The following is a 12,436-nucleotide window of genomic DNA, read 5'->3' as shown; positions in this document are numbered from 1 at the left end:
GACCATTACGCACGACCCGCGCACGTGGGTTTTCCTACAGGATCGGCTCGCAGCCGATCGCCTTGCCACCGGCGATGAGGAACTGCTTCCAGGCCTCGTCGGTGCTGGGGAACAGGCCCTGGAGGATGTCGGTGTCCATCCGGAAGTAGGTGGGCTTGCCCTGACAGGTCGCCACCACCTCCCGCTCCCGGAGGGGGGAGCCCGCCCAACGGGACCGGCCGAACGCGGGAGTGGCGTCCTTCTCGGCCAGCGGACCCCGAACACGGGGCTCGGTTCCGATGCTGAACGACCAGGCGAAGGGGTTCTGGCCCGTGGCGATCCGACACACCCACACCGGGTCGAACGCGGTGGTCACACGCTCCCGGTAGCCCTTGCTTCCTGCGTCGGCCGCGGTGAACCCCGGCAGACCGCAGACCGAGCCGCTGTTCAGGTCGTGCTCCTGGCCCACCGCCGACAGCTCGTGCGGTGCGGGGAGCGGCGACTTCCCGCACCCCTTGTCCGCCGCGACGCCGTTCGCCGCCGAGACGGCGAGGCGCGCGAGCTTCCCGGCGCCGGGGCCGTCGCCGTCCGACTCGACCTCCACGCGCAGCCCGGTCCCGCACTCCCCGGGAAGCAGCGCCCACGCCCCCTTGCTGCGAGCCGCGCCGCTCGCGCCGCCGTTCGCCGAGGCGGCGAACAGCTGACTGTCCGAGCCGGCCGGGTAGGGGCCGAGGTCGTCGGCCTGAGCGACGCGGACGAAGACGGACCGGCTGTCGCCGAAGATGCCGTACGTCACCTTCGCCGTGCAGAGCGCTCCGCCACTGGGCGACTGCCAGGCGCCGTTCTCGCTGCTGCTGACCTGGCCCGGACCGAGCGCGTCGGTCAGCGCGGCCGCGCTGACCGCGCCGTCGCACACGCTGTCCGGCCCGAAGGCGTTGGTCAGGTTGTCGACGAGGAACGCCCCCACCCCGGCCACGAGGGCTGCCGTAGCCACCACCCCCACCGCCGCCCGCACCCGCAACGGCCGGCTGGTGAACCCGCGCCGGTCCGGTGCGGCGTCGATGCGCCCGGCCGCGCTGTCGGTCGGGTCGTGCTGTGGCTTCGTCATGCCGGTCACCCGTTTCCGAGGGCTGCGTGGTACGCGCTGGCGATCGACGTCTGGTAGTGGTCGGTCGTCCTGGAGGCGAGCTGCTTGACGACACTGCCGTCCGCCGTGATCTCGGCATCGGGGATGCCCAGTTGCTTGGCCCGCTCCTGGAGCATGACGGCCACCTGCGGCTCACCCATGCTGTAGAGCTTGCTGATGTTGACCTGAGCCTGGGTGTCGAGCGCGGAGTTGGCCTTGTTCGCCCAGTCCGAGGTGGCGACGTCGACGATGCGCTGGGCGACGTCCCCCAGCGGGATCCAGTCCGCCCCGGGCACCTTGAGCATGTTCGCGGCGGTGCCCCAGTAGTGGTAGTCCATCTTGGCTTTCCAGTTGTTCCTGAACTGCTGGTCCGCCTTGTGGTCCATGATCGTGTCCGCCTGGACCGCGTCGAGTGCCCCGAGCGCCTTGCTGGCCTCCAGGGCGAAGCCCTCGAGCTTCGGGTCGGGGCGTCCGTACTGCGCCCGGAAGGCCTCCGGCCCGAACTCGGCCGTCCGCCGGGCCACCTCCTGGCTCTCGGCCATGTGGATCAGGGCGTAGGCCTCGGGGTCCTCCGCGGTGCCGCGGATCACCCGGAGCAGCTGCTCGCGGGTGGCGTTCAGTCCGCCCGGGTGGGAGGGACCGGGCAGGTCCTTGCCGAGGAGGTCATGGGTGTCCGCGGCGTACTCGGCGATCATGTTGGCCAGCGGGCGGCGGAGGGGGGCGGCCAGGCTGTTCTCGTTGCCCGCGGTGTCGCCGCCGAGCGTCGAGAGCGCGCTGTCCATGATCCGGTTCATCGTGGCGTCGTGCGGTCGTACGGGCGGCTGCGAGCCGTTGGGGTCGCGGCCGGTCGCGCCGGCTTCCAGCACCTGGCTGAACAGTCCGTGGGAGCTGTCGCGCAGTTCGTCCGGGGACCACGTGCCCTCCAGGTCCGCGTTGGGCCAAGCACGGTCCTTGAGCAGGTAGCCGAGGTTGCCGTTGCGGCTCGGGTCGAGGAACTCCGCGGCCGCCGCCGGGTCGCTCCTCATCTGCTTCATCAGAGGGCCCAACGGATCCCCCGCCCCGGCGTTGAGGGACCAGTTCGGACCCCACAGGTCCTCGCCCTTGGTCTTGCTGGTGCGCTCGAAGTCGACCAGGTCGTCGCCGACCTTCACCAGGAACGCCTTGTCGAACTTCCCGCCCGCACCCATCAGCGAGGTGAGCGCCGGGTAGTTGTCGTTCCAGCCCGCCGCCGAGCCTCCGGGGCGGCGGGCGGCCTTCAGGAGGCCGTCCTCCCAGTCCTTGCCCATGCCGCCGTCGCGGGTGGCCGTGGCGAAGACCGTCGACAGGTTGCCGTAGACGTCCTGGTAGCCCTTGGCGTTGTGGTTGCCGTGGGCGAGGTCGCCGTAGACCTTGGAGTACTCCAGCAGGGCGTCCGGACCGGTCTTGCCACCGAAGTTCAGGCCGTTGAGGAGGGTGGTCGCGAAGTCCTTGTTGCCCGCGTTGGCGGCCATGAGGTCCTGCAGCTGCTTCAGCTCGGGATCGCTGAGGCTGCCGCCCTTGGACATCAGGTCCTTGGCCTGGTTGGCGGCCGCGACGGCGCCGCCGCCGTGCGGGTTGGGGTTGAAGGACGTGGTGCTGGTGCCGATGTCGGCCTGGAGGGCCGTCGTGGCCTTCTGGTCGGCAGCCGTGGCCTTCTCGACGGCCTTCTTGATGCTGTCCGCGATCGTCTGGGCCTTGGCCCGGATCGTGGGTTCGGCGTCGGGGTCGTTCCTCGACTCCTTCGGCACGGTCCATTTGACGGTGCCGTCCGCGGCGACGGTGATGTCGCCGGTGGCGTCGAGCAGCGCCTTGTCCAGATCGCGGCGTGCCGCGGCGAAGTCCTCGGCGGCGGCCTTCATGATCGAGGCCAGCGACGTGGCGACGGTCGAGGCCTGCTTGAAGTCGCTGTCGATGCCCTGCAGGGCCTTGGTCGCCTCGTCGGCGGCCTTGCCCTTCCAGCCGGCCCGCTGTGCGGTGCTGGTGAGGTCCTTGGTGACCCGGCCGTCCAGCGAGGTGAGGGCCTTGGCGACGCCGGACCACGCCTCGGCGGCGTCGTTGATGGCGGCGAAGTCGGCCTCGTGCAGGTCCTTGAAGGACACCATCCGTCTGTTCCCCCTGTTACTGGCGCGCGCGGAGATCGGCGGCGGTGCGGGTTTCGTTGTTCTGGTAGTTCTGCTGGGTCGTGTCGAGGCTGCCGGCGGCGGCGTCGAGCCGGTCGTGCAGCGCCTGGCACTGCTGCATCCACCGCTCGGTGCTGCCGGTGAGCGCGCCGCCGAAGGAGAAGCCGCGGATCTTGGTGGACGCGGTGCTCGCGTACTCGGTGAGGCTGTGCGCGCCGGGGCCGGCCTTGCCGTTGGCGCTGTTGAGGTCGGTGCCGATCTGCCGGGCTATCCCGGCCGAGGCGGCGAGCTCGTGCGGGGTGTCGAGCTGGGTGGTGGCGCCGGCGGAGGGCCCGGACGGGCTTCCGGCGCTCGCCAGGACGAGCCGGGCGGGCGGCTCCGCCGCGGCGGCGGCCGGCACCGGGGCCGCCACCGGTCCCGACGCCGGTCCCGCCACCGGTCCCGACGCCGGGGCCGGGGCGACCGGTCCCGTGGTGAACTGGGCATTAACCATGCGTGTGCAGTCCTCCTCATTCATGAAGAGGGGTCGATCCCCCCGTGGCACGACGACCGTACAGGCCGCCTCTGTCGGTGTACTGACGCCCCCTCCATGTGACCGGTTGCGCCATGATCGGCGGTCTTCGTCAAGGGTTCGTCAAGGGAGGCCCGGCGCCCCGAACGGGCGCGGCGCGAGGGCTTGTTACCGGCCGGTCGCTTCCCTATCATCACGAGTGTTACAGCTTTACTGTCAAACCCATCGGAAGGGTTCAGCAGCCAGTGCGTGACACGAGCAGTGCACCGGAGCCGGGCGGGCGGCCGGGAACGGCGGCCCCGGGCCCGCTGGCCGGGGTGCGGGTGGTGGAGCTCGCCGGGATCGGGCCGGGCCCGTTCGCGGCGATGCTGCTGGGCGACCTCGGCGCCGACGTGGTGCGGGTCGACCGGCCGGAACCGCCGGCGGTCGGGCCGGACCCGGCGTACGACCTCACCAACCGCAACAAGCGCTCGGTGCTGATCGACCTGAAGGCGCCGGACGGCCCGGGGCTGGTGCTCGACCTGGTCGAGCGCGCCGACCTGCTGATCGAGGGCTACCGGCCCGGCGTCGCCGAGCGGCTGGGCGTCGGCCCGCAGGACTGCCTGGCCCGCAACCCGGCCCTGGTGTACGGGCGGATGACCGGCTGGGGCCAGAGCGGCCCGCGGGCCGCCACCGCCGGGCACGACCTCGGGTACACGGCGGTCGCCGGGGTGCTCGGGCTGGTCGCCGGCGCCGGCGGCGCGGACGAGCCGCCCGGCATCCCCGCCAACCTGCTCGGCGACTACGCCGGCGGCTCGCTCTACCTGGTCGTCGGGCTGCTCGCCGCCCTGCACCACTCCCGCGCCACCGGCGCCGGCCAGGTGGTCGACGCCGCGATCGTCGACGGCGCCGCCCACCTCGGCAGCATCCTGTGGGGCCTGCTCGCGGCCGGCCACTGGCAGGACCGCCGGGGCGCCAACCTGCTGGACGGCGGCGCGCCGTTCTACGCGATCTACCGGACGGCGGACGGCGGGCACCTGGCCGTGGGCGCGCTGGAGCCGCGCTTCTACGCCGAGTTCGCCCGCCTGCTGGACCTCGGCCCGGACGCGCCCGGCCAGTACGAGCTCGCCCGCTGGCCCGAGCTGCGCGCCCTGATCGCCGCCCGCTTCGCCACCCGGACCAGGGCCGAGTGGGAGGCCGTCTTCGCGGGCTCCGACGCCTGCGTGGAACCGGTGCTGACGATGCGCCAGGCCGCGGCGGACGGACACCTGTCGGCACGCGGCACCTACGTCGAGGCGGGCGGCGTCACCCAGCCCGCCCCCGCCCCGCGCTTCTCCGCCACCCCCGGAACCCTGCGCCGCCCGCCGGCCCGGCCCGGCGCGGACACCGCCGAGGTGGCCCGGGACTGGGGCGTCCCGGGCCTTCACCCCAACTCCGCTCCGGAACAAGGAGAGTAGCGTTGCAGCGGGACATCATGACCGAGCAGCACGAGGACTTCCGGGCCACCGTCCGGGCCTTCCTGGCCAAGGAGGTGCTGCCGCACTACGACCGCTGGGAGCGGGAGGGCGCCGTCGACCGCGAGGTCTGGCTCGCGGCCGGCCGACAGGGCCTGCTGGGCCTCGCCGTCCCCGAGGAGTACGGCGGCGGCGGGACCTCCGACTTCCGCTACGCCGCCGTGCTGGCCGAGGAGTTCGCCCGGGCCGGCGCCCCCGGGCTGGCGATCGGCCTGCACAACGACATCATCGGCCCCTACCTCATCTCGCTCTCCACCGAGGAGCAGAAGCGCCGCTGGCTGCCCGGCTTCTGCTCCGGCGAGCTGATCGCCGCGATCGCGATGACCGAGCCCGGCACCGGCTCCGACCTGCAGGGCATCCGCACCCAGGCGGTCGACCAGGGCGACCACTTCCTGCTCAACGGCGCCAAGACCTTCATCTCCAACGGCATCCTCGCCGACCTCGTCGTCGTGGCCGCCCGCACCACCCCCGACGGCGGCTCGCACGGGCTCAGCCTGCTGGTCGTGGAGCGCGGCATGCCCGGCTTCGAGCGCGGCCGCAACCTCGACAAGATCGGCCAGAAGGCCCAGGACACCGCCGAGTTGTTCTTCCAGGACGTCCGGGTGCCGAAGGAGAACCTGCTCGGCGAGCTGAACGGCGGCTTCATCCACCTGATGCAGAACCTCGCCCAGGAACGGCTCGCCATCGCGGTCGCCGCGATCGCCGGCGCCGAGCACCTGGTCGAGATCACCACCGACTACGTCAAGCAGCGCCAGGCCTTCGGCCGCCCGCTGGCCAAGCTCCAGCACGTCCGCTTCGAGATCGCCGAACTGGCCACCGAGTGCGCCGTCACCCGGGCCTTCGTCGACCGCTGCATCACCGAGCACAACCGCTACGCGCTCACCCCGGCCGACGCCTCGATGGCGAAGTGGTGGGCCACCGAACTGCAGAAGCGCACCGCCGACCGCTGCCTCCAACTGCACGGCGGCTACGGCTACATGAGCGAGTTCCCGGTCGCCCGGGCGTTCGTCGACGGGCGCATCCAGACGATCTACGGCGGCACCACCGAGATCATGAAGGAGATCGTCGGCCGCTCCATCCTCGGCTGAACGCCCCCCTTCGCCCAGCCCCCGCCCCCCGAAAGGCACTTCCATCGTGACCACCGAAGCGTACGTCTACGACGCGATCCGCACCCCGCGCGGCCGGGGCAAGGCCAACGGCTCGCTCCACGGCACCAAGCCGATCGACCTGGTCGTCGGACTGATCCACGAACTGCGCCACCGCTACCCCGAGTTGGACCCGGCCGCGATCGACGACATCGTGCTCGGCGTGGTCAGCCCGATCGGCGACCAGGGCTCCGACATCGCCCGGATCGCCGCCATCGCGGCCGGCCTGCCCGACACCGTCGCCGGCGTCCAGGAGAACCGCTTCTGCGCCTCCGGCCTGGAAGCCGTCAACCTGGCCGCCGCCAAGGTCCGTTCGGGCTGGGAGGACCTGATCCTGGCCGGCGGCGTGGAGTCCATGTCCCGGGTCAAGATGGCCTCGGACGGCGGCGCCTGGTTCGCCGACCCGATGACGGCGTACGAGACCAACTTCGCGCCGCAGGGCATCGGCGCCGACCTCATCGCCACCATCGAGGGCTTCTCCCGCACCGACGTGGACGCCTTCGCAGCCGAGTCCCAGGCCCGCGCCGCCAAGGCCCAGGCGGACGGCCTGTTCGACCGCTCGGTCGTCCCGGTCCGCGACCGCAACGGCCTGGTCGTGCTGGAGCGCGACGAGTTCATCCGCCCCGGCACCACCGTCGAGACCCTGGCCGGCCTCAAGCCCTCCTTCGCCGCGATCGGCGAGGCCGGCGGCTTCGACGCCGTCGCCCTGCAGAAGTACCACTGGGTGGAGGCCATCGACCACGTCCACCACGCCGGCAACTCCTCCGGCATCGTGGACGGCGCCGCCCTGGTCGCCATCGGCAGCCGCGAGGTCGGCGAGCGGTACGGGCTGCGCCCGCGCGCTCGGATCGTCTCCGCCGCCGTCTCCGGCTCCGAGCCGACCATCATGCTCACCGGCCCCGCCCCGGCCACCCGCAAGGCGCTCGCCAAGGCCGGCCTCACCGCCGCCGACATCGACCTGGTCGAGATCAACGAGGCCTTCGCGGCGGTCGCGCTCCGCTTCATCCGCGAGATGGGCTTCCGCCACGACCAGGTGAACGTCAACGGCGGCGCGATCGCCCTCGGCCACCCGCTCGGCGCCACCGGCGCGATGCTGGTCGGCACCGTCGTCGACGAGCTGGAGCGGCGCGACCTGCGGTACGGCCTGATCACCCTCTGCGTGGGCGGCGGCATGGGCATCGCCACCGTCGTCGAGCGCGTCTGACCTCCCCTCCCAGACCTGGAGTTACCTGATGAGCGACACCACCACCATCCGCTGGGAGCAGGACCAGGACGGCGTGGTCACCCTCGTCCTCGACGACCCCACCCAGTCCGTCAACACCATGAACGAGGCGTTCACCGCCGACTTCGAGGCCGTCGTCGGCCGGCTGGCCGCGCTCGCCGCCGCCGACGAGCTGCGCGGCGTGGTGATCACCTCCGCCAAGAAGACCTTCTTCGCCGGGGGAGACCTGCGGATGCTCTCCGCCGCCGGCCCCGGGGACGCCGCGGCCGTCTTCGAGAAGTCCATGCGGATCAAGCGCGCGCTGCGCACCCTGGAGACCCTCGGCAAGCCCGTCGTCGCCGCGCTCAACGGCAGCGCGCTCGGCGGCGGCCTGGAGCTGGCCCTCGCCTGCCACCACCGGATCGCCGTGGACACCCCCGCCAGCCGGATCGGCTTCCCCGAGGTCACCCTCGGCCTGCTGCCGGGCGGCGGCGGAGTGGTCCGCACCGTGCGGCTGTTCGGCATCACCGACGCCCTGCTGAAGTTCCTGCTGCAGGGGCAGCAGTACCGCCCGGCGCAGGCGCTGGAGCACGGGCTGGTGCACGAACTCGTGGACACCGCCGAGGAGTCGACCGCCCGGGCGAAGGCCTGGATCGAGGCCAACCCGACCGCCGTCCAGCCGTACGACGTCAAGGGCCACCGGATCCCCGGCGGCACCCCGGCCACCCCCGCCTTCGCCGCCAACCTGCCGGCCTTCCCGGCCAACCTGCGCAAGCAGCTGAACGGCGCGCCCTACCCGGCCCCGCGCAACATCCTGGCCGCGGCGGTCGAGGGCTCCCAGGTCGACGTCGACACCGCGATGGTGATCGAGGCCCGCTACTTCACCGAGCTGGCCTGCGGGCAGACCAGCAAGAACATGATCCAGGCGCTGCTCTTCGACATGCAGGCCGTCAACTCCGGCGCCGGGCGCCCCAAGGACGTCGAGAAGCGGCTCGTCCGCAAGGTCGCCGTGCTCGGCGCCGGGATGATGGGCGCCGGCATCGCCTACGCCTGCGCCAAGGCCGGCATCGACGTCGTCCTCAAGGACGTCACCGTCGAGGCCGCCGAGCGCGGAAAGGCCTACAGCGCGGGGCTCCTGGACAAGGCCGTCGCCCGGGGCCGCTCCACCGAGGCCAAGCGCGACGCCCTGCTCGCCCGGATCACCCCCACCGCCGAGGCCGCCGACCTGGCCGACTGCGACGCGGTGATCGAGGCCGTCTTCGAGAACACCGAGCTCAAGCACAAGGTGTTCCAGGAGATCGAGGGCGTCGTCGCCCCCGACGCGCTGCTCTGCTCCAACACCTCCACCCTGCCGATCGGCCTGCTCGCCGAAGGCGTCCGGCGCACGGCCGACTTCATCGGGCTGCACTTCTTCTCGCCGGTCGACAAGATGCGCCTGGTCGAGATCATCCGCGGCCCGCAGACCGGTGACGAGGCGCTCGCCCGCGCCTTCGACCTGGTCCGGCAGATCGACCGGACCCCGATCGTGGTCAACGACTCGCGCGGCTTCTTCACCTCCCGGGTCATCGGCCAGTTCATCAACGAGGGCGTCGCCATGGTCGGCGAGGGCGTCCACCCGGCCTCCGTCGAGCAGGCCGCCGGCCAGGCCGGCTACCCCGCCAAGGTGCTCTCGCTGATGGACGAGCTCACCCTCACCCTGCCGCGCAAGATCCGCGACGAGCACCGGCGCTCGGTCGAGGCCGCCGGCGGCACCTGGACGCCGCACCCGGCGGACGCCGTCGTCGACCGGATGGTCGACGAGTTCGGCCGGCCCGGGCGCAGCGGCGGCGCGGGCTTCTACGAGTACGGCGAGGACGGCCGGCGCGGCCGGCTCTGGCCGGGGCTGGTCGAGCACTTCTCCGGTCCGGACGCGGGCGCGGGCACGGACGCGGGCGCGGACACGGGCGCGGCCAGGGCCGAGGTGCCCTTCGAGGACCTGAAGGAGCGGATGCTCTTCAGCGAGGCGCTGGACTCGGTGCGCTGCCTGGAGGAGGGCGTGCTGACCTCGGTCGCCGACGCCAACGTCGGCTCGATCCTCGGGATCGGCTTCCCGGCCTGGACCGGCGGCGTGTTCCAGTACATCAACGGGTACGAGGGCGGCCCGGCCGGCTTCGCGGCCCGGGCCCGCGAGCTCGCGGCCACGTACGGCGAGCGGTTCGCGCCGCCGGCGCTGCTGGAGCGGATCGCGGCGGAGGGGCGGACGTTCACCGACTGATCCGGCGGGCTAAGCGGGCTCAGCGAGCTCGGCGGGTTGCCGCGGTGGTGGGTGGGGTCGTGTTCGGCACGGCCCCACCCGGTTCGTCAGCGGGGCTCGCCCGTCAGTTCCTCGCCGAGTTCCTCCCGGAGCGAGCGCTGGAACGCGGTGACCAGCGCCTGCGCCACCATCGGCTGGATGTGGTCGGTCAGCGCCTTCATCCGGGCCAGCTCCTCCGGCGCGGGCTCGCTCTCCCGGTACGGCTTCCACACCGTCTCCCGGAACAGCCGCTGCAACTCCCGTGCCGTCGCCCGGCTGTGCTCCACCACCACCGCGCGGGCGGCCAGCAGGGTCTCCAGCGGGATCGGCACGTCCAACACGCGCACGCCCAGCGGCAGCAGCCCGGGGTCCACCCGGAACAGCTCCGGGTCGTCCGTCCGCTCCAGCGCCCCCATCGCCGCCAGCCGTTCGACCTGTTCCTCCGACAGCCCGCGCCCGGCCCGCCGTTCCAACTGGGCGCGGCTCACCTCCTCGGCCGTCCCGGGCGTCCAGGACGCCACCAGGGCCCGGTGGATCGCCAGGTCCAGCGGCGAACTGTCCTCCGGCAGCCGGGCCAGGTACCGCTCGATCGCGGCCAGCGTCAGGCCCTGGCGCTGCAACTCCTCGATCAGCTCCAGCCGGTCCAGGTGCGCCGCCCCGTACAGGCCCACCCGGCGCGGCCCCAGCTCGGGCGGCGGCAGCAGCCCCTTCGTTCCGTAGAACCGCACCGTCCGCACCGTCATCCCGGCCCGCGCCGCCAACTCGTCCACCGTCAGCCGCACCTCGCCCGCCCCGGCGCCGTGCTCCCCCATCTGCTGCCTCCCGCGCTGGCCCATTCCGCTGTGGCACATTCCCGCTGTGACAGCAGCAGTGTGACAGTGCCCGCCCTCGCGGTCCACCGGGATCGGGCGCCGCCGCGACGGGCGGGGGCGGCGCTCCGGACGGCCGACGCCCCTGTCCTGCGGCCGGAGTCGGCGGGCGGGACAGGGGCGCGGGACGGGGACGCGGGTCCGTCCGGGTGGGCCCCGGGGTAGCCCCTCCGCTCGTTCAGGCCGAACTCGGCTCGGCCGCGGGCGGGGTCAGGGCGTGGTCAGTGCGGGGTCAGCGGGCGGCGGGGCCGATGAGGTCGGCGTGGTGGCGGCGGGTGACCTCGGGGTGGGCGCGGGTGTAGCCCTTCCACTCGTTCAGGCCGAAGTCGGCGAAGAGCGGGTTCTCCGGGTCGGCGGTGGCGCCGGGGGCGTGGTGGGCGAGCGGGAAGTCCAGCGGTTCGATGTGCGCGTCGAGCCGGGGGTTGTAGAAGAACGGGACGGAGAAGCGCTCGCGGGCGCCGGGCGGGCTCACCACGCGGTGGCTGGTGGCCTTGAGGTAGCCGTCCGTGGCGACCTCCAGCAGTTCGCCGAGGTTGACGACGAAGGCGCCCTCCATCGGCGGGACCTCCAGGAAGCTGCCGTCCGGCCGCTCCACCTGGAGCCCGCCGACGGTGTCCTGCAGCAGCAGCGTGATGAAGCCGTAGTCCTTGTGGGCGCCGACGCCCTGCCCGGCGCCGTCCGGGGCCGTGCCGGGGTAGCGGACCAGCTTCAGGCGCAGGTGGGGGTGGCCCGCGAAGGCCGCGTCGTAGAAGTCGGGGCGGGCGCCGATCGAGGCGAGCAGCTCGTGGAGGAGGCGGCCGGCGACCTCGCCCAGGCGGTCGATCCAGCCGAGCGCGGCGGTGCGCAGCTCGGGCAGCGTCGACGGCCACTGGTTGGGGCCCTCCAGCCACCAGTACGGCGGCTCGCCGGCGCCGGGGACGTGCGCGGGCAGCTCGGCCCCGATGTCCAGCTGGTCGCGCCAGTCCTGGCTGCCGCCGGTGCGTTCGTCGCCGGTGCGGGTGTAGCCGCGGTAGTGCGGGGAGTTGAGGTTGCTCACGGACAGCCGCTCGGCCTCGGGCAGGTCGAAGAAGGCCCGCATGGCGCCGGTGAGCGCGGCCGTCTCGGCCGGGGTGACGCCGTGGCCGACGAGCTGGAAGAACCCGACCCCGGTGGCCGCGGTGCGGAGCTCGTCGTGGAGGCGGAGCCGGTCCTCCGGGCTGCCGTCGGCGAGCGAGAGGTCGATCACCGGAAGGGCCTCGGGGTGCTCCCCGGCCGTGGGCGTGGCGCTGGCGGCGGGCGCGGGTGTGGGGGCCGGGGCCGGGTCGGTGCCGGTCGAGGGTATGGGCGTGTGCTGCTGCGTCATTGGTGACATCCGCTGGGTCTCGTCCCGGCTGGTCCCGGTGGTCGACCGGGGGCGGCCGGGGCGGCGCCTGGTGCGGCGGGTGCCCCGGGAGCCGGGTGGTGGTGGCGGCCGGGTGGGGGCCGCCGTTGAGGGTGTGGCGCGAGGTTCAGCTGGAGCGTCGACAGGACATGCTCGTCACGCGGAGCAGGTCCACGTGGCGGCGACGAACAAGGATGAGCACCCCACCAGCCTAAATGACCCATTTCTCGACCGGCGAGCCCCCTGCAGCGGAGGGCCGCCCACCAGTTTTGTCGGGAGTTCGTCAAGAGTTTGGTTTCGGGGCGGCTCCTCTCGGGTGCGGTGCTCCGGGTCGTGTGGTTC

At 72.9% G+C, this 12,436-nt stretch carries 9 protein-coding genes; 4 read left to right on the top strand and 5 right to left on the bottom strand.

Annotation, left to right across the window (positions count from 1 at the left end; all coding sequences use genetic code 11):
- Window positions 1–34: 34 nt before the first annotated feature.
- Genes VM95_RS16425 through VM95_RS16415 form a run of 3 tightly spaced genes read right to left on the bottom strand, consistent with a single transcriptional unit; the run spans window position 35 to window position 3,736 of the window.
- Window positions 35–1,087, bottom strand: a complete 1,053-nt coding sequence (locus tag VM95_RS16425) for a hypothetical protein (RefSeq protein WP_157882123.1) — start codon at window positions 1,085–1,087, stop codon at window positions 35–37.
- A 5-nt stretch (window positions 1,088–1,092) separates the two neighbouring features.
- Window positions 1,093–3,225 (bottom strand): hypothetical protein, encoded by a 2,133-nt coding sequence (locus VM95_RS16420; RefSeq protein ID WP_045697324.1) that lies wholly within the window; start codon window positions 3,223–3,225, stop codon window positions 1,093–1,095.
- A 16-nt stretch (window positions 3,226–3,241) separates the two neighbouring features.
- Complete coding sequence (locus VM95_RS16415) at window positions 3,242–3,736, bottom strand: hypothetical protein (protein ID WP_157882122.1); 495 nt, start codon at window positions 3,734–3,736, stop codon at window positions 3,242–3,244.
- A 263-nt stretch (window positions 3,737–3,999) separates the two neighbouring features.
- Between VM95_RS16415 and VM95_RS16410 the strand changes: the two genes are divergently transcribed.
- From VM95_RS16410 to VM95_RS16395, 4 genes are read left to right on the top strand one after another with little or no spacing between them, the layout of a single operon-like run.
- A complete protein-coding gene (locus tag VM95_RS16410) occupies window positions 4,000–5,190 on the top strand; it encodes a CaiB/BaiF CoA transferase family protein (protein ID WP_244178804.1) in 1,191 nt (396 codons plus the stop codon).
- Between the two features lie 2 nt (window positions 5,191–5,192).
- On the top strand, window positions 5,193–6,335 hold the full coding sequence (locus VM95_RS16405) for an acyl-CoA dehydrogenase family protein (protein ID WP_045697319.1): 1,143 nt from the start codon (window positions 5,193–5,195) through the stop codon (window positions 6,333–6,335).
- A gap of 46 nt (window positions 6,336–6,381) precedes the next feature.
- Window positions 6,382–7,596, top strand: a complete 1,215-nt coding sequence (locus VM95_RS16400; protein ID WP_045697317.1) for an acetyl-CoA C-acetyltransferase — start codon at window positions 6,382–6,384, stop codon at window positions 7,594–7,596.
- 28 nt (window positions 7,597–7,624) lie between these two features.
- The gene (locus tag VM95_RS16395; RefSeq protein WP_045697314.1) at window positions 7,625–9,847 is read left to right on the top strand and encodes a 3-hydroxyacyl-CoA dehydrogenase NAD-binding domain-containing protein; all 2,223 of its coding nucleotides are present in this window, start codon (window positions 7,625–7,627) and stop codon (window positions 9,845–9,847) included.
- Between the two features lie 86 nt (window positions 9,848–9,933).
- Here VM95_RS16395 and VM95_RS16390 read toward each other — a convergent pair whose 3' ends face one another.
- Window positions 9,934–10,677, bottom strand: coding sequence for a MerR family transcriptional regulator (locus tag VM95_RS16390; protein WP_045697312.1), 744 nt, complete (start codon window positions 10,675–10,677; stop codon window positions 9,934–9,936).
- A 289-nt stretch (window positions 10,678–10,966) separates the two neighbouring features.
- On the bottom strand, window positions 10,967–12,076 hold the full coding sequence (locus tag VM95_RS16385) for an isopenicillin N synthase family dioxygenase (protein WP_078860001.1): 1,110 nt from the start codon (window positions 12,074–12,076) through the stop codon (window positions 10,967–10,969).
- Window positions 12,077–12,436 lie beyond the last annotated feature (360 nt).

This window comes from Streptomyces rubellomurinus, assembly GCF_000961885.1.
Lineage (GTDB): Bacteria > Actinomycetota > Actinomycetes > Streptomycetales > Streptomycetaceae > Kitasatospora > Kitasatospora rubellomurina.
Note: the sequence above shows the minus strand (reverse complement) of the source record. Positions and strands in the feature narration are given on the sequence as shown.

Bases quoted from the DNA above. Each gene is read 5' to 3' on its own strand.
- VM95_RS16425 (WP_157882123.1), bottom strand. From the start codon at position 1,087: ATGACGAAGCCACAGCACGACCCGACCGACAGCGCGGCCGGGCGCATC.
- VM95_RS16420 (WP_045697324.1), bottom strand. From the start codon at position 3,225: ATGGTGTCCTTCAAGGACCTGCACGAGGCCGACTTCGCCGCCATCAAC.
- VM95_RS16415 (WP_157882122.1), bottom strand. From the start codon at position 3,736: ATGGTTAATGCCCAGTTCACCACGGGACCGGTCGCCCCGGCCCCGGCG.
- VM95_RS16395 (WP_045697314.1), top strand. From the start codon at position 7,625: ATGAGCGACACCACCACCATCCGCTGGGAGCAGGACCAGGACGGCGTG.
- VM95_RS16390 (WP_045697312.1), bottom strand. From the start codon at position 10,677: ATGGGGGAGCACGGCGCCGGGGCGGGCGAGGTGCGGCTGACGGTGGAC.
- VM95_RS16385 (WP_078860001.1), bottom strand. From the start codon at position 12,076: ATGACGCAGCAGCACACGCCCATACCCTCGACCGGCACCGACCCGGCC.